This window comes from Chryseomicrobium sp. FSL W7-1435, assembly GCF_038595005.1.
Lineage (GTDB): Bacteria > Bacillota > Bacilli > Bacillales_A > Planococcaceae > Chryseomicrobium.
Window position 1 is genome coordinate 1,530,178 of sequence record NZ_CP151997.1, and the last position, 18,140, is coordinate 1,548,317.

16 protein-coding genes and 1 other RNA gene are annotated in these 18,140 nt (G+C 42.8%); 16 read left to right on the forward strand and 1 reads right to left on the reverse strand.

What is annotated here, in order from left to right:
• The first annotated feature begins 25 nt into the window (after positions 1 to 25).
• A non-coding RNA gene (ssrS, locus tag MKY84_RS07725) (6S RNA) lies at positions 26 to 210 on the forward strand.
• A gap of 91 nt (positions 211 to 301) precedes the next feature.
• Positions 302 to 1,078, forward strand: coding sequence for a tRNA threonylcarbamoyladenosine dehydratase (locus MKY84_RS07730; protein ID WP_342525313.1), 777 nt, complete (start codon positions 302 to 304; stop codon positions 1,076 to 1,078).
• A 1,013-nt stretch (positions 1,079 to 2,091) separates the two neighbouring features.
• Here the strand turns inward: MKY84_RS07730 and MKY84_RS07735 are convergent.
• Positions 2,092 to 3,378, reverse strand: a complete 1,287-nt coding sequence (locus tag MKY84_RS07735; RefSeq protein WP_342525315.1) for a replication-associated recombination protein A — start codon at positions 3,376 to 3,378, stop codon at positions 2,092 to 2,094.
• 135 nt (positions 3,379 to 3,513) lie between these two features.
• Here MKY84_RS07735 and MKY84_RS07740 point away from each other — a divergent pair, with 135 nt between their 5' ends.
• From MKY84_RS07740 to udk, 14 genes are all read left to right on the forward strand, one after another.
• A complete protein-coding gene (locus MKY84_RS07740) occupies positions 3,514 to 3,936 on the forward strand; it encodes an Rrf2 family transcriptional regulator (RefSeq protein ID WP_342525317.1) in 423 nt (140 codons plus the stop codon).
• Positions 3,937 to 3,947: 11 nt separating this feature from the next.
• Positions 3,948 to 5,099 (forward strand): cysteine desulfurase family protein, encoded by a 1,152-nt coding sequence (locus MKY84_RS07745; RefSeq protein WP_342525318.1) that lies wholly within the window; start codon positions 3,948 to 3,950, stop codon positions 5,097 to 5,099.
• A gap of 5 nt (positions 5,100 to 5,104) precedes the next feature.
• Positions 5,105 to 6,217, forward strand: coding sequence for a tRNA 2-thiouridine(34) synthase MnmA (gene mnmA / locus MKY84_RS07750; RefSeq protein ID WP_342525320.1), 1,113 nt, complete (start codon positions 5,105 to 5,107; stop codon positions 6,215 to 6,217).
• A 7-nt stretch (positions 6,218 to 6,224) separates the two neighbouring features.
• Positions 6,225 to 6,881: a tetratricopeptide repeat protein gene (locus tag MKY84_RS07755; RefSeq protein WP_342525321.1), complete on the forward strand. Its 657-nt coding sequence runs from the start codon at positions 6,225 to 6,227 to the stop codon at positions 6,879 to 6,881.
• A gap of 16 nt (positions 6,882 to 6,897) precedes the next feature.
• Entirely contained in the window at positions 6,898 to 9,279 is a 2,382-nt protein-coding gene (locus MKY84_RS07760; protein WP_342525322.1) for an ATP-dependent RecD-like DNA helicase, read from the forward strand.
• A 293-nt stretch (positions 9,280 to 9,572) separates the two neighbouring features.
• Positions 9,573 to 12,200 (forward strand): alanine--tRNA ligase, encoded by a 2,628-nt coding sequence (gene alaS, locus MKY84_RS07765; protein ID WP_342525323.1) that lies wholly within the window; start codon positions 9,573 to 9,575, stop codon positions 12,198 to 12,200.
• A gap of 74 nt (positions 12,201 to 12,274) precedes the next feature.
• Complete coding sequence (locus tag MKY84_RS07770; RefSeq protein WP_342525324.1) at positions 12,275 to 12,550, forward strand: IreB family regulatory phosphoprotein; 276 nt, start codon at positions 12,275 to 12,277, stop codon at positions 12,548 to 12,550.
• Positions 12,543 to 12,962, forward strand: a complete 420-nt coding sequence (gene ruvX / locus MKY84_RS07775; RefSeq protein WP_342525325.1) for a Holliday junction resolvase RuvX — start codon at positions 12,543 to 12,545, stop codon at positions 12,960 to 12,962. The genes MKY84_RS07770 and ruvX overlap by 8 nt, the downstream gene beginning before the upstream one ends.
• An 11-nt stretch (positions 12,963 to 12,973) precedes the next feature.
• Complete coding sequence (locus tag MKY84_RS07780) at positions 12,974 to 13,285, forward strand: DUF1292 domain-containing protein (RefSeq protein ID WP_342525327.1); 312 nt, start codon at positions 12,974 to 12,976, stop codon at positions 13,283 to 13,285.
• A gap of 102 nt (positions 13,286 to 13,387) precedes the next feature.
• Positions 13,388 to 14,506 carry an endolytic transglycosylase MltG gene (gene mltG, locus MKY84_RS07785; protein ID WP_342525329.1) on the forward strand — a complete coding sequence of 373 codons (1,119 nt, stop codon included), beginning with the start codon at positions 13,388 to 13,390 and terminating at the stop codon, positions 14,504 to 14,506.
• A 146-nt stretch (positions 14,507 to 14,652) separates the two neighbouring features.
• Complete coding sequence (locus tag MKY84_RS07790; RefSeq protein WP_342525331.1) at positions 14,653 to 15,285, forward strand: O-methyltransferase; 633 nt, start codon at positions 14,653 to 14,655, stop codon at positions 15,283 to 15,285.
• A gap of 5 nt (positions 15,286 to 15,290) precedes the next feature.
• Complete coding sequence (locus tag MKY84_RS07795) at positions 15,291 to 16,217, forward strand: peptidase U32 family protein (RefSeq protein ID WP_342525333.1); 927 nt, start codon at positions 15,291 to 15,293, stop codon at positions 16,215 to 16,217.
• Between the two features lie 17 nt (positions 16,218 to 16,234).
• The gene (locus MKY84_RS07800) at positions 16,235 to 17,509 is read left to right on the forward strand and encodes a U32 family peptidase (protein WP_342525335.1); all 1,275 of its coding nucleotides are present in this window, start codon (positions 16,235 to 16,237) and stop codon (positions 17,507 to 17,509) included.
• Positions 17,506 to 18,138, forward strand: a complete 633-nt coding sequence (gene udk / locus MKY84_RS07805) for a uridine kinase (protein ID WP_342525336.1) — start codon at positions 17,506 to 17,508, stop codon at positions 18,136 to 18,138. The genes MKY84_RS07800 and udk overlap by 4 nt, the downstream gene beginning before the upstream one ends.
• Positions 18,139 to 18,140: the final 2 nt, after the last annotated feature.

Below are 18,140 nucleotides of genomic sequence, written 5' to 3' on the forward strand. Positions count from 1 at the left end.
ATGATGTGCTACTATAACGGTAATACGAATCCTGATGTGTTCGTGACTTGTTAATCGATTTTGACCGAACATATTATCGTCGGGAGTCTAACTTTCATTATTAAGATCATGCCACTCCGGTGGACGTATCGGCGTAGTGAAGAGGACACCCACCTGCTAAGTGCGGGTTCAAAACGATAGCACTACAGAGACGGCACGATTGGGATTCGTCTTACTTTTTCAATTCACCCTTCAGTTTCGGCTGAAGGGTTTTTTAACGAAATAATTCCGACTAAACAACTAACTTTTGGAGTGAATCTATATGTTGCATCAATTTTCAAGAAACGAATTAGCGATAGGAACAGAGGGTCTCGATCTTTTAAAAAACACGACGGTAGCCATTCTTGGCATCGGTGGGGTAGGATCTTTTGCGGCTGAAGCGTGTGCGCGGAGTGGGGTCGGCAGAATCATTCTCGTCGACAAAGACAACGTCGACATCACCAATATCAATCGCCAGCTTGTCGCGTATCTATCGACAGTAGGGAAAAGCAAATCGGCTGTCATGAAAGATCGCATCGCCGACATCAATGCCGACTGTGAAGTCATCGACATGCATATGTTCTATACAGAAGAAACGTATGAGCAGTTTTTTGATCTAGGAATCGATTATGTAATTGATGCATCCGACACAATCATTTACAAATTGCATCTGATGAAAGAATGCTTAAAGCGCGATATTAAAATCATTTCAAGTATGGGTGCGGCAAACAAAATGGACCCTACTCGTTTCCGGATTGCGGATATTTCAAAAACGCACACGGACCCAATTGCAAAAGTGATTCGTACTAAATTAAGAAAAGAAGGCATCCATAAAGGGATTCCGGTCATTTTCTCGGATGAGAGTCCTATTGTAGTGCGTCAAGATGTCGTGAAAACTGTAGGGAAGCCAGAAGCAGAAATTCGGAAGGCTAAATTGCCACCAAGTTCAAATGCATTTGTACCTTCAGCAGCAGGTCTAATTGCGGCTAGTTGGGTCATTCGTGACATTCTAGAGCCGGTTGAAATTCAGACGGTTATGGATGTAAAATCGAAGAAGTAAGCAGGAGTCAGCCTTTGTGGTTGGCTTTTTTCATTGCTGACGCTGATTTATATAGTGTTAGCTTTCAAGTACAGGTTAATGAAAGTTGAAATCCTTCCAACCAGAACGCCATTTCCTAGGTGAGTTTCTGCGAGCCTCCCCACGTCAGCCGAAAGAACAGCACTTTCGGATGCGTTGCCGGGTCTCGGTAAAACTCAGCTGGCCTGGGAAATGGCAACCTGGATTACAGGATTTCAAATCGATTGAGGTATTGGATTTAAAATTTTATGGGCGGAGAAATATTGTGATGAGCGATAAATCAGTTCTGATGAGCGATAAATTGCTTGTGATGAAGGATTAAACCGTTCTGATGATCGTGTAAAATCGTGATGAGCGATAATTCGAATCTGATGAGCGATAATTCGAATCTGATGAGCGATAAACTGGTTGTGATGAAGGATTCCACCGTTCTGATGATCGAATATAACTTTGATAGCGAGAAGACAGCTTCGATGTTCGCCAAATTAGACTAAACTACTTTAAATGGTCAAGATCTTACTAGTAAGGTCTTTAAGTAATAAAGAATTGGTCTGTAAAGTAGCAATGTTCAGCAATCTCGCTTACCCATACGGTGAATGTCCACGCAAGTAATCAGGCCTTGCGTTAGCACAGCCTGCCACCTACTGGTCAAGTTCTAAGAAAATGATTCTATATACATTCGAATAGAGGCAGAGCCGACTCACAATCATTGCGAGTCACCACTTCCTGAAAAAAAGAACTTCAACCAGCAAGATGCAACTGGAGAAGCTTGTGTGAGCTCGAACTAAAAAGATTCGCGCCGAGGCCCGCTCTAAAAGAGCGGGCCACGGTCCTTTTCGTTCTTAATTTGAACTTAAAAACAAGCTTCGGAAGATGCGTCAGCATTAGTAGAAGTTCATGACTGGATTCTATTCGTTCTTAATTTGAACTTAAAAACAAGTTTCGTATGTTACACCTGGATTAGAAGAAGTTCGTGTTTTATTTCTTTTCATTACTTATTTCTTCTTAAAACTCTCAAGCTTCCGATAAATAGAAGCCAACCGCTTTTCCTCACCGGCATCAATCGGCTCATAATACTTTGTGCCCTTGAGGGAATCAGGAAGATAGCTTTGATCTACCCAGCCGCCGAAAGAACCAATTTTCGTATCGTGCGGATACTGGTAACCAACATGGCCAAGTTTTGCAGCCCCAGCGTAATGAGCATCTCGAAGATGGGACGGGATGTCTCCCGTTTTTCCAGCATGAATACTGGCAATCGCTTGGTCGAGAGCAACGTACGCAGAATTGGATTTTTCAGATAGGCAGAGCAGTACAACCGCATTCGCTAGTGGAATACGTGCTTCGGGAAGTCCAAGTCTCTCTGCCGATTGAATCGCTGCTAACACTTGAGGGCCGACGCTTGGATTGGCAAGTCCAATGTCCTCATAAGCAATAACAAGAAGTCGTCTTGATAATGCTACGAGGTCACCACTTTCCAGTAAATGAGCGGTGTAGTAAAGAGCTGCATCCGTGTCGCTGCCTCTAATGGACTTTTGTAGAGCCGACAACAAATTGTAAAAGTGACTCCCTTTTTTATCTCCAAAAACGCCAATTCGCGATACAAGCTGTTGAACCAGTGCATCTTCAACCATGATTTGACCGTTCTCTTCATCTGACGCTTCGACAATTGACTCAAGTAGAGTGAGTGCTTTTCTGGCATCTCCATTAGACGCATTGGCCATCAATGCCAACTGTTCATCCGTAATCGCAATAGAGAGCTTTCCTAAGCCGCGTTCTTCATCATGCAGAGCACGATGAAGCAGTTGTTCCATATCGTCCTGCTCAATCCGCTTCAACTGCTTGATTTCTCCACAGCGGGATCGAATGGCAGGATTGACATCGTGATAAGGATTTTCGGTTGTTGCACCAATCAATACGATCGAGCCATTTTCGACGTGAGGGAGAAGTGTATCTTGTTGAAGTTTATTAAAGCGGTGAATTTCATCTAAGAACAACAACACTTTCCCTGTTAATCGTGATTCCTTTACGACATCTTCAATATCTTTTTTACCAGAAGTTGTGGCGTTTAATGCAATGAATGGTAAGTCTGAAGAGCCTGCGATGGCATAAGCCAGAGACGTCTTGCCAATACCGGGTTCTCCGTACAACAGCATGGAGGGTACATGACCATTTCGAATCATTTGATACAAGCCGGTAGTTGGACCGATTGTTTCTTGTTGCCCGACAACTTCTTCTAGTTTGCGCGGTCGCATCCGATATGCGAGTGGTTCTCCATTTGGCATAATAAGCCCTCCTTAATCGAACATCTGTACTTTTTAGTGTACCAGACACAGCAGGTCATTTCATCGAATATCCCTTTGTAAATATGCTATACTTGTAGCGGAAAAGTTTAACTCATGAACGGACGGTGTAGTGAGATGAAAATCTCGACAAAAGGCCGCTATGGTCTCACAATAATGATTGAATTAGCAAAAAATGAAGGCGAAAAGCCTCTTTCTCTGCGACAAATCGCAGCAGATAATGATTTGTCTGAAGCTTATCTTGAACAAATTGTCTCCCCACTTCGAAACTCGGGTCTTGTGAAGAGTGTTCGTGGTGCTTATGGAGGTTACAAACTTGCGAGACCTTCTGAAGAAATAACAGCAGGTGACGTGATTCGTGTATTAGAGGGACCAATTCAGCCTGTTGAGGGCATTGAAGATGAAGCGCCAGCGCAACGAGAATTATGGATTCGCATTCGTGATGCGGTGAAGAATGTATTGGATACAACAACTATTCGTGACTTAGCAGATCACTCAGAAGATCCATTTACGTCAGATGCTTACATGTTTTATATTTAGGAGATGTAGATATGAACAGAATTTATTTAGATCACGCTGCAACATCTCCTGTCCACCCAGACGTTATACAAGCTCTAGCGACAAGCTACGCAGAGTGTTTTGGCAATGCATCCAGCATTCACGAGACAGGACGAAATGCACGAAAACAATTGGATCAAGCACGTGAAGTGTTAGCGGCTAGTATTCATGCTCAACCCAATGAAATTATTTTGACAAGTGGGGGAACCGAGGCTGATAACTTAGCAATCATCGGTGCTGCCTATGCCAATCAAAAATTAGGGAAGCATATCATTACTTCTGAAATCGAGCATCACGCTGTACTGCATGCATGCCAGCAGCTCGAAAAAGAAGGATTTGAGGTGACCTACCTTCCTGTAACGCAACAAGGTATTGTCACGATTGAAAGCCTTAAAGAAGCTTTGAGAGAGGACACAACGGTTGTTTCCATTATGCATGGCAACAATGAAGTCGGGACTGTGCAGCAAATAGCCGAACTTTCGGAAGTTGTGAAAGCTCATCAAGCGGTGTTCCATACAGATGCGGTCCAGACTTATGGATCTCTTGAAATAGATGTCACAACACTCGCTGTAGATTTACTGAGTGTTAGTGCGCATAAACTCAATGGCCCTAAAGGTATCGGTTTCCTCTATCAGAGAACAGGTACTAAACTTCGTCCACTAGCGCATGGTGGGCAACAAGAGCGCAAGCGTCGAGCGGGGACAGAAGCTGTTCCACTTGCAGTCGCTTTTGCAAAAGCAACCGAAATTAAACAGCAGTCTATTCAAAAGAATTATTTAGCGATGCTTAGCTTAAAGAAGCATTTTCTTGAACAATTAAAGACTTTTGGAGTAGACTATACGCTTAACGCAGAAGAAGCTAATCAGCTTCCTCATATTTGCAATGTATTTTTCCCTCAAACAGATATTGAAACATTTTTAATACAACTAGACCTTGCAGGTATGGATGTCTCAAGTGGCTCAGCTTGTACGGCAGGTGCAGTCGATCCATCGCACGTGCTTGTGGCCATGTTTGGAGATAATGCACCACAACTGCGCTCGTCTGTGCGTTTTAGCTTTGGACTTGGAACAACAAAAGAGCAGCTCTCACAAGCTGCCGAAAAAATTGCTGGCGTAGTTAACCGACCAGCTTCGATTTGGAAGTGATGGAAATGACAGAAACAAAAGGCAAACGCGTCGTAATCGGCATGTCCGGTGGGGTAGATTCATCTGTCGCGGCCTATTTACTAAAAGAACAAGGGTATGACGTCATCGGCATCTTTATGAAAAACTGGGATGATACTGACGAAAATGGTGTGTGTACAGCAACAGAAGATTATGATGATGTCATCAAGGTATGTAACCAAATTGGTATTCCGTATTATGCCGTCAACTTTGAAAAGCAATACTGGGATAAAGTCTTTACGTATTTCTTAGATGAATACAAAGCAGGCCGGACACCAAATCCTGATGTGATGTGCAACAAAGAAATCAAATTCAAAGCATTTTTAGAACACGCACTTGCACTTGGCGCAGATTATTTAGCGACAGGTCACTACGCACGTGTAGAAGAACGTGATGGTCAATTCCGTATGTTACGAGGTGTCGACAACAACAAGGATCAAACGTATTTCTTGAATCAATTGAATCAAGATCAATTGAAGCATGTGTTGTTCCCAATCGGTGAACTTGAAAAGAAACGGGTTCGGGAAATTGCTTTAGAGCAAGGTCTTGCTACAGCGACTAAAAAAGATTCAACTGGAATTTGTTTTATTGGCGAACGCGACTTTAAAACATTTTTAAGTGGATATTTACCTGCACAACCTGGCTCGATGGAGACGATGGATGGCAAGCCAGTTGGTAAACATGATGGACTGATGTATTACACCATCGGTCAACGTCATGGTCTAGGTATTGGAGGAGCAGGTGACCCGTGGTTCGTGGTCGGTAAAGATTTGAAACGAAATGTTCTGTTCGTGGGACAAAGTGCGCAGAATGAAGCGTTGTATTCAACAAGTTTAATCGCAGATACGCTGTCGTTCACAACGAACGAAGAAAAACCTGCAGAATTTACTTGTACGGCAAAGTTTCGCTATCGCCAGCAAGATACAGGTGTAACGGTGCATTTACTAGGCAATGACCGTGCAGAAGTTATTTTTGATGAGCCAGTACGCTCGATTACGCCAGGCCAAGCGGTCGTGTTTTACCAAGGGGATGAATGTCTTGGTGGCGCAACGATCGATCACGTTTTCCGTGACAATAAAAAACTTGAGTATGTAGGGTAGGATAATGATGAATTGGAATGAAACAGGCATCCATGCGATGCATACAGGTGACTATGAAGACGCGGCTAAATCCTTCACACAAGCGATTGAAGAAGAGCCTGAAAATGAAGTAGGGTACATCAACTTCGGTAATCTATTAGCTATCATGAATGATGTGGAACGCTCTGAACGATTTTTTCAAAAAGCGTTAACTTTAAACGATAAGGCGGCGACTGCTTATTATGGTTTAGCCAATCTTTATTACAATACAGAACGATTTGAAGAGGCAGCTAAACTTTATGAGAGAGCCATTCGCAACAATCTAGAAGGAGCAGATGGCCACTATATGCTATCTAAGTCTCTTCAAATGACAGACCAATTAAAGTTAGCGTTACCATACGCGCAACGGGCTTATGAATTAGCTGAAAGTGATGAAGAAATCACACTTCATTATGCCATTCTATTGGCATCAAACGAGCTGTTTGACCAAGCGAAACCATTGCTTGAGGAATTGCTTGAAGCCAATTCACAGCATGCAGATGCCCATTACAATTTAGGGGTTCTCTATGCACTCACACAAGAAGATCCTGCTCCTGCTTTGAAGCATTTGGATGCAGCACTCGAAATAGAACCGAATTATGATCAAGCGCGTTACATGGCAGATATGATTCGATTACGAAACTAATACCGGAGGCGATCGGATGACGGAACGAAATGAGGACAAGATGTTTATTTCGGGTCGGCCGATTGTCTCCATTTTTCATAATGAAGATAATCTCTACTCGATTGTGAAAGTCAAAATTAAATCCACTAATACCACCTATACCGACAAAGAAGGGATTATTGTCGGCTATCTTCCCAAACTATCCACTGATGAAAGCTATACATTTTATGGTCAGCTTAAAAATCATGCTCGCTACGGCCAACAATTTGCTGTCGAAACTTTCGTGCGCGATAAGCCCGATTCAGTCAAAGGCGTTGTGCATTATTTGTCGTCGGATCTGTTTCCGGGTATTGGCCCCAAAACAGCACAAACTATAGTGAAGAAACTTGGCGAAAATGCCCTTCAAACCATTTTGGATCGACCAGACGTCCTAAAAACGGTCCCGAGACTGACAAAAGAAAAGCAAGACGTTATTTTGAAAGGTCTTCAGGAAAATCATGGGATGGAGCGCATCATGGTGCAACTCAATGAATGGGGTTTTGGTCCTCAACTTTCCATGAAAATCTATCAGATTTACAGAGAGCAAACTCTTGAAAAATTAAACGACAATCCCTACCGCTTAATCGAGGATGTAGAAGGTGTTGGATTTGGGAGAGCCGATGAACTTGGTGCCCAGCTAGGTATTGAAGGCGTGCACAGTGATAGGCTTAAAGCAGGCATTCTGTACTTAGTTAACCAAGCTTCTCTGTCAGAAGGTCATATTTTTGTTCCGACCGAGCGTCTAATTGAAGATGTGAAGCAATTACTTGAGAAATCACAGGCTATGGAAATTCCCTATGATTCATTAGCCCAAGCTGTCATTGAACTGGGAGAAGAAAGTAAAATTGTCGTCGAGCAAAATCGTGTCTACATGCCATCTCTCTACTTTTCAGAAGTCGGTATTGCCACGAAAACCGAGCGTCTCATGCAGACAAAGTTCAAAGGTTTTAAGAAAAAGTTAATTAACGAATCTCTTGCAGCAGTTGAAACTGACTTTGGCGTTACCTATGCCGCCACACAACGAAAAGCAATTGAAATGGCGTTGAATAATCAAATCTCGATTTTAACAGGTGGACCAGGTACCGGAAAAACGACCGTGGTTCGAGCCATTGTAGAATTATACGCCGACTTGAATGGTCTCTCCTTAGATCCGAAAGAGTGGTCAAAGGAAGGGAAGCCATTTCCGATTGCATTAGCAGCGCCTACTGGGCGTGCAGCCAAGCGATTAAGTGAATCAACGGGGTTACCAGCAATGACCATTCACCGTCTTTTAGGTTTTACGGGTCAAGATACGGACGATGTAGAAGGCAAAGCTATTGAGGCCAGTTTAATCATTATTGATGAGACGTCCATGCTAGATTGTTGGCTTGCCCACCAATTGTTGAAAGCCATTCCAGAGACCTCGCAAGTGGTACTTGTGGGTGACCAGGATCAGCTTCCGCCCGTCGGACCAGGACAGGTATTAAAAGATTTGTTGGCAAGTGGCCGCTTACCGGTCGTTGAACTTCAAGATATATACCGACAGGCAGATGGTTCGTCTATCATCGAACTTGCCCATGCCATGAAATCAGGTAAAACGACGCAAGACCTCTTGGCTAAGACGAAGGATCGCTCATTCATCCCGGCATCTGCTGACCAAATCCCTAAAGTAGTAGAACAAGTTGTCACTAGTGCATTAGCAAAAGGCTTTAAAATAAAAGATCTACAAGTACTCGCCCCGATGTATAGAGGGCCGGCAGGGATTGACGCTTTAAATAAGATGATTCAAGAAATGGTCAATGCAAATCCTGATGGCAGTCGAAAAGAGATGGTATTTGGAGATGCGGTGTACCGAATTGGCGACAAGGTTCTTCAACTAGTTAACCAGCCAGAATCCAATGTCTTTAACGGAGATATGGGAGAAGTCATCAGTATTTTCAAAGCGAATGAAAACGTCGAGAAGAAAGAATTGATGATTGTATCGTTTGATGGCATCGAAGTGACCTATGAAAAGTCAGATTTGAATCAAGTGACGCTTGCATATTGTTGTTCGGTCCATAAGTCACAAGGTAGTGAATTTTCCATGGTCATTCTACCCGTCACGAAAGGCTACATGAAAATGTTGCGACGGAATTTATTGTATACGGCTATCACGCGTGCCAAACATTATTTAATTCTAGTTGGCGATCCTCAAGCATTTCAGATAGGCATTGAACGGAACGACGACAACCTTCGTTTCACGACATTGATTGAACGTCTTTCTCCGCAAGCTGAAATAATAGAAGTTGCCAGTCCAGAAGAGTATAGGCTTACGGAAGACACTGTGATGCAAATCAATCCTATGATTGGCATGGACGGCGTGACGCCTGAACAATTTATGGTCCAAGACGTTGACAGGTAGAGCCATCATTTTGTATGATGAACTCATAATGAACAAATCGATGACGAAAAGAGTACTAGCCATTCCGGATTTAGAAAAAAGCTCCTTGGCTGAAAGAGCTTTCGAACGAATGACTAGGAAAGCTACTTCCGAGTGCAGGCCAAAACCTGCCGTTACGCCACGTTACGGCACGTTGAGATGCAAGGACTAGTTTCTTGCAACTTAGGGTGGTACCGCGAATGCAAAGCTTTCGTCCCTTTGGGGATGAGGGCTTTTTCTTTTTTTTATCTGGAAAATACAAGGAGGAATACAACATGAAACAATTAACTGGTAACGAGATTCGTCAATTGTATCTAGAATTTTTTATTGAAAAAGGTCACCAGGTAGAGCCAAGTGCGCCTTTGGTTCCTATCAATGACCCGTCACTACTTTGGATCAATTCTGGCGTTGCTACGCTAAAGAAATATTTTGATGGTCGTGTGATTCCTCAAAATCCACGTATTACAAATGCACAAAAATCGATTCGCACAAATGACATTGAAAATGTAGGGAAGACAGCGCGTCACCATACTTTCTTTGAAATGCTTGGGAATTTTTCAATTGGGGACTACTTCAAAAAAGAAGCCATTCATTTTGCATGGGAATTTTTGACGGACAAAAAGTGGATGGGCTTTGACCCAGAGTTACTTTCTGTTACCGTTCATCCGGAAGATGAAGAAGCATACACAATCTGGAAAGAAGAAGTAGGTATTCCGGAATCACGTATTATTCGATTAGAAGGTAACTTCTGGGATATCGGTGAAGGCCCAAGTGGTCCAAACTCAGAAATTTTCTATGACCGTGGAGAAAAATATGGGAACGATCTAAACGATCCAGAATTGTACCCAGGTGGGGAAAATGAACGGTATTTAGAGATTTGGAACTTGGTGTTCTCTCAATTCAATCACAATCCAGACCATACTTACACACCTCTACCAAAACAAAACATTGATACAGGGATGGGGCTTGAGCGTATGGCATCAGTCGTTCAAGACGTTCCTACAAATTTTGATACAGACTTGTTCATGCCAATTATTGAGCAGACGCAACAAATCTCAGGACAAAAGTACGGCGAGTCTAAAGACAAAGATGTAGCATTCAAAGTAATCGCTGACCACATCCGTACGGTAGCATTTGCCATTGGTGACGGTGCACTTCCTTCAAACGAAGGACGTGGGTACGTATTACGCCGCTTGCTTCGACGTGCTGTTAGATTTGCAAAACAGTTAGGCGTGGAAAAACCATTCCTATTTGAGCTAGTACCAGTTGTCGGTGAACTAATGGAAGTATTCTATCCTGAAGTGAAGCAAAAAGAAGCTTTTATCATGCGTGTCATTAAGACTGAAGAAGAACGCTTCCATGAAACACTTGCAGATGGATTGAGCATCTTATCTCGTGCAGTTGAAGAGCAAAAAGCACAAGGGTCTACTGTAGTCCCTGGTACAACTGTATTTACATTGTATGATACGTATGGTTTCCCGGTTGAATTAACAGAAGAATTTGCAGAAGAGGCGAACATGACGATTGACCGTCAAGGGTTTGATTCTGCTATGGATGGCCAACGTACGCGTGCTCGTGCAGCTCGCCAAAACGTAGATTCGATGCAAGTTCAATCTGAGGTATTTGCTTCGATTCAAGACGACAGCGAGTTCATGGGGTATGACCAATTAAAGACAGTAGGAAAAGTGACAACATTGATCATCGGTGCTGTAAAAGTGGAGACTGCTACTGAAGGTGACGAAGTGAAAATCGTCCTGGATCGCACACCTTTCTATGCAGAGAGTGGTGGACAAATTGCAGATATCGGGACTGTTTCAAACGATCATTTCTCGGGCCGTGTAAAAGATGTTCAAAAAGCTCCGAATGGTCAGAATTTGCACTCTGTCGTGATTGAATCGGGTGAGCTACATGTTGGAATGGACGTAACAGCGCAAGTCGATGCTGAGCTCCGTTCGAAAACAATTAAAAATCACTCAGCAACTCATTTGTTACATCAAGCACTTAAAGATATTTTAGGTACTCACGTCAATCAAGCTGGTTCTTATGTAGGTCCAGATCGTTTACGATTTGATTTCTCTCACTTTGGTCAGGCGACGAAAGAAGAACTTGAACAAGTAGAACGAATCGTTAACGAAAAAATTTGGGCATCCACACCAGTTGTCACTGGTTTCCATTCAATTGACGAAGCAAAACAACGTGGCGCTATGGCGCTATTCGGTGAAAAATACGGAGATATCGTTCGCGTTGTAGAAATGGGCGACTATTCTTTAGAGTTGTGCGGAGGTTGTCACGTAAGCACAACTGCTGAGATTGGCGTCTTCAAGATTGTATCAGAAGGTGGAATTGGCGCAGGAACACGTCGTATCGAGGCAGTTACTGGTCAATCGGCTTATGAGCTTATGAAAGAAGAAGAGGCGCGTTTAGCACAAGCTGCTTCCCTATTAAAAGCACAACCACGTGAAATTGTTGCGAAAACAGAAGCACTTCTAGCAGAGCTGAAACAATTGCAAAAAGAAAATACTTCACTGTCTGCTAAACTTTCTAGCAATCAAGCAGGTGATCTGGTTGCAGCTGCACATGACGTCAATGGCATCTCTGTCCTCACCGCAAAAGTTGAAGCGCAGGACAACAATCAGCTTCGTCAGTTAGTGGACGATCTGAAACAAAAATTAGGTTCTGGTGTAGTTGTTCTTGGCGCTGTAGCAGGTGAAAAAGTAATGATTGCAGCAGGTGTTACAAAAGATCTTGCAGGAGAGCGTGCACATGCAGGGAACCTTGCTAAACATGTTGCCGAACAATGTGGCGGTAAAGGTGGCGGTCGTCCAGACTTCGCGATGGCGGGGGCGAAAGACGGATCTAAGTTAGAAGAAGCACTGAAATCAGTTGACGAACTAGTGAAATAAGTTCCTTCTTTTTCAGTCATGGGGTATACTAGAACTACAGTTCCATGAGTTGGACAGGAAGGGTGTTGGTAACAATGGATTCCTTTGACAAAACAATGAAATTCAACGTACAAGATGAATCGATGGAAGAGGAAGTCAAACATGTCATGGTACATGTGCACGACGCGCTGGAAGAGAAAGGGTACAACGCTGTTAACCAGATCGTTGGCTACTTGCTTTCAGGAGATCCTGCTTACATCCCACGCCATCAAGACGCCCGAAACGTCATCCGCAAATTAGAGCGTGATGAAATTCTGGAAGAGCTTGTTAAATTTTACATTCGACATACACAAGAGGGCAAAGATGCGTAAAATGGGTTTAGATGTTGGGACACGCACGGTTGGTGTTGCTATTAGTGACGCCCTCGGCTGGACCGCACAAGGAATCGAGACAATCAAAATTCACGAAGAAAATGGAGAATTCGGCTTGAAGCGTCTAGCAGAATTGATTCAAGAGTATACTGTGACCGAGGTTGTCATCGGCTATCCGAAGAATATGAATAATACGATTGGACCTCGTGCTGAGGCAAGTGAACGTTTTGCTCAGTTGATACAAGATACATTCAATCTTCCAATCGTGTTGTGGGATGAACGTCTCACAACAATGGCTGCAGATCGTATGTTAATCGATGCAGATGTTAGTCGTAAGAAGCGTAAGCTAGTCATTGATAAGATGGCGGCTGTTATGATACTACAAGGGTATCTAGACAGTAAAAACAGATGAGGTGAAGTGAAATGGAACACGGACAAGAGCATATCACAATCGTAGATGAAAGCGGCAATGAGCAACTTTGCAACGTACTTTTAACGTTTGAATCTGAAGAGTTTGGCAAGTCATACGTTTTGTACTACCCAGTAGGTGCTGACGCTGAGGATGAAAATGAAGAGATTGAAATTCATGCATCTTCATTCGTTCCTTCTGAAGATGGAACAGACGGAGAATTACTTCCAATCGAAACAGAAGAAGAGTGGGATATGATCGAAGAAACACTTGGCGCGTTCATGGACGAGCAAGAAGACGACGATTACGGTATCCAAGAACAATAAGACACTATTTGCCGTCCCTTTATAGTAGGGACGGTTTTTTCATGTGTGGACGTCCCTGCGACTTTTCTAGTATACTATTTGAAGATAAAGGGGGAAGCCCAATTGGAAAAAGGCTCGAAAAAAGAGATTATGTTTGAAAAAATGAAAGAAAAAAAGAAAGAAGTGAAAATCGTGCGACGAATCGTACTTGCAATAGTGTTAATCCTTCTAGTTGTTGTGGGGATTGGCGGTTATTCTGCCTATAACTATGTCACAGGAGGCCTAGCCCCTTACGACGACAGCAACGATGAACCAATTGCTGTGACAATCCCGATTGGATCAGGAATCGATACGATTTCTCAAACACTTGAAGACAACAACGTAATTCGAGATGCACGTATTTTTAAATATTACGTCAAGTTTAAAAATGAGTCGGATTTTCAAGCCGGTGATTATACATTGACGCAATCTATGACATTAGACGAGCTTATTGAAAGTCTTAAATCTGGTCGAATCTATAGAGAACCTGTCTTTACGATGAACATTCCAGAAGGCTTAACGTTAGAACAAATTGCCGATGTCATCGCCAGCAGAACCAATCATTCTGCAGAAGACTTCTTTAATTTAGTGACAAGCGAAGAGTTTGTGCAATTGGCTCGCCAACAATACCCAGACTTACTAACGGATGAAATTTTAGCTGAAAACGTTCGTTATGCGTTAGAGGGTTATTTGTATCCGGCAACCTATCCGTTCTATGAAGAGGCTCCTTCTATGGAGACGATAGCTTTTACAATGCTGCAAGGGACACAAGATAATGTGCAGCCGTATCGTCAGATTTTAACGGACCAAGGAAAGTCTGTTCACTGGTTACTAACATTTGCGTCCTTATTGGAAGAAGAAGCAACTGCTCAAACAGACCGCAAGACCATTGCTTCGGTGTTTAATAACCGCTTGGCAATCGACATGCCACTTCAAACGGATCCTACAGTTCTTTATGCTTTAGGTGAACATAAGGATCGTGTACTCTATGCAGATTTAGAAGTTCAAGATCCTTACAACACCTATATCAATCAAGGCTTACCACCTGGACCGATCTCAGGAGCTGGAAAAGTATCTCTAGAAGCGGCGATGGATCCATCCACTTCTGAGTATCTGTATTTCTTAGCTGATCCTTCAGGGACGAATCACTTTGCTGTCACCTACGATGAACACTTGGCGAACATTCAAGAATATTTACGTTAAGGTCAACTATCCCCTTTGTTTCGGGGATAGTTTTTTAGTTGTGAGCAACTGTTGACATTTTATGCAAAGGCTTGCCCAACGGGAAAATCTAATGATATGATTACAGGTGACTTTTTGAAACAGCCTCGTAGAAAGAGGGACAATCTATGACAACGAACGACATCCAACAGCTGTTCAGCTCAGAACGAACAGCGTTTTTTCATGAAATGGAGCACTATGCTGAAGCTCATCATATTCCGATAATGAGACCAGAAGGAATGGACACATTGCTTCACCTCCTGTCTATTCAAAATGCAGAGTCGGTACTGGAGATAGGGTCAGCTATCGGTTATTCAGCCTTGCGCATGGCGGCACTCAGTCCCACGCGACAAATAGCGACTCTTGAGCGCGATGAGGACCGCTTTTTAAAAGCAACTGACTATATTCGTCGAAGTGACTTTAAAGATCAAGTCACTATCTTTCAAGCTGATGCCCTGACTTTTGATCCTCACAGTCTGCCATTAGCTCATTACGATGCACTCTTTATAGATGCGGCTAAAGGCCAATATCAACAGTTCTTTGATCGCTACGCACCTTTAGTAAAAACAGGTGGTGTCATTTATAGCGACAATATTTTCTTGAACGGATTAACAACAGTTCCAATTGAAGAAGTGCCGAGAAGAAAACGAACAATGGTACGTAAATTGCATTTATTTGCGGAGCAATTGCGCAATAACCAGCAATACGAAAGCCATTTTTATCCTATTGGAGACGGTTTGTTAGTAAGTAAAAAGAGGTGAAAGTAATGACAACTGAGTTAATTGTGACGCCAAAAAACGCCGCACATGCACTGGCACTTTTTGATGCAGGAGCAGATGCGGTTTTGGTGGGTGAACAAAAATTTGGGCTTCGATTAGCAGGAGAGTTCTCCTTAGAAGAAATTGCTACTTTGACAACAACTGCTCACAAGCAAAATAAAAAAGTATATGTGGCAATGAATGCTCTTTATCATAACGACCGTGTAGAGGCGCTAGCACCTTATATGAAAGCCTTGAACGACTATCATGTAGATGGTATTTATTTTGGTGATCCAGCCGTTATCATGACCCATCGTGAAATAGGCAATGAGGTTCCACTCTTTTGGAATACGGAACAGACAGCCACCAATTATTTCACAGCAAACTACTGGGGAGAACGTGGCGCTAGCCGCGCTTATTTGGCGCGGGAACTCAGCATGGATGAACTAATTGAAATCAAAGAAAATGCAGACGTCCAAGTGGAAGTACAAGTTCATGGGATGACGTGTATGTTTCAATCAAAGAGACCGTTGTTAGGTCACTATTATTTATACCAAGGAAAAGCTTTGCAAGTTGAGGGGCGCGATGCCCAAGGCTCTATGGTTCTCTATGACAAAGAACGCGATAATCGCTATCCCATCTATGAAGATGGCAACGGCACACATATCTTTTCACCGAACGACATGTGCATGATTGATGAACTGGAAGAATTGCTAGAAGCAGGTATTGATGCTATTCGAGTAGAGGGAATTTTTCAAGAAGATACATACACTCTAGAAGTGACTCGTCTTTACAAGCAAGCCATGGAACTGTATGCAAGCTCTCCAAAGGAATACCGCACAGAAAAGAACAACTTATTTAAGGCGATTGAAGAACTCCAACCAAAGCACAGGCCTCTTGACACAGGATTTTTCTTCAAGGAATCAGTCTATTAAGAGGGGGAAAGATCTACATGCCAGCAGTTGCAGATAAAATTAGTCAAATCATCGATGGCAAACGGGTGATTACAAAAAAACCAGAATTGCTTGCTCCAGCCGGTAACTTGGAAAAATTAAAGATTGCTGTCGAATACGGTGCAGATGCTGTTTTCATAGGTGGGCAAGAATATGGATTGCGTTCAAATGCAGGCAATTTCACCATTGATGAAATGAGACAAGGCGTTGAATTTGCGAGTCGTTTTGGCGCGAAAATTTATGTCACAACAAACATTTTTGCCCATAATGAGAACTGGGAAGGCCTAATTGAGTATTTACAAGCTGTCGAGGGTGCAGGAGTGACCGGTATTATCGTAGCAGACCCGTTAATTATCGAAACTTGTCGAGAATATGCTCCAAAACTGGAACTCCACCTCAGCACGCAGCAGTCTTTATCGAATTGGAAAGCAGTCGATTATTGGAAGGCAGAAGGACTGGATCGAGTCGTTCTGGCGAGAGAAACCACAGCAGAAGAGATAGCACTCATGAAAGAAAAAGTGGATATCGAGATTGAAGCCTTTATTCACGGGGCTATGTGCATTGCTTATAGCGGTCGCTGTACACTCTCTAATCATATGACAGCACGCGACTCGAATCGTGGGGGCTGTTGTCAATCCTGCAGGTGGGATTACACGCTGTTTAGTCAGTCAGAACAGGGAGAGCAGCCCGTTTTTGCTGATACTGAAACACCTTTTGCAATGAGTCCCAAGGATTTAAAATTACTAGAAGCCATCCCGCGTATGATTGAGTTGGGAATTGACTCTTTGAAAATCGAAGGCCGAATGAAATCCATTCATTATGTTGCTACGGTAGTCCAAGTCTACCGCAAAGTAATAGATGCCTATTGCCAAGATCCTGATAACTTTAAGATGGATCCAGAATGGCTTTACGAGCTCGATAAATGTGCCAATCGCCCATCGGCTCCTGCATTCTTTGAAGGAGAGCCAGGCTATGAACAACAACTATTTGGTGAACATAGTCGTAAAGTTACGCACGATTTTGCAGGTCTTGTGTTAGACTATAACGATACCACTCAGATTGTGACACTTGAGCAGCGCAATTATTTTAAGCCAGGTGATGAGATCGAGTTCTTCGGTCCACAAATAAACAATGTTAAATTACTTGTACCTGAGATTTATGATAGTAAAGGAAATGAGCTAGAGACTGCGCGGCACCCGTTGCAGATTATTCACTTTCATTGCCCTATCAAGGTATACCCGAATAATATGATGCGGAAGAGGTTAGTAGATTGAAAAGACCATTAGTTATCGGAATTGCTGGCGGTTCCGGTTCTGGAAAGACAAGTGTTACAAATGCCATTTATGATGCTTTTAAAGATCATTCAGTAGTAGTGATTCAGCAAGACTTTTACTATAAAGATCAATCGCATCTTGAATACGAGGAACGTCTTCAGACCAATTATGATCACCCGTTGGCATTTGACAACGATTTATTGATTGAGCATGTCAATCTCTTACTAGAGCGCAAGGGAATTGAAAAGCCTGTTTATGATTATGCGCGTCATACTCGTTCAGATGAATCAATTGTTATTGATCCAAAAGACGTTATCATATTAGAAGGTATTCTAGTTCTAGAAGACGCACGATTACGCGACTTGATGAATATTAAGTTATATGTGGATACCGATGCTGATTTACGCATCATTCGTCGTATTTTACGAGATATCAGTGAACGTGGACGCACAGTAGAGTCTGTTGTGGAGCAATACTTAAATGTTGTTCGACCAATGCACAATCAATTTATTGAACCAACTAAACGCTATGCAGATGTCATCATTCCAGAGGGCGGCCAAAATGAAGTAGCAATTGATTTAATGGTTACGAAAATTAAGGCTATTCTTGAAAGTAATGGAATTGTATAATA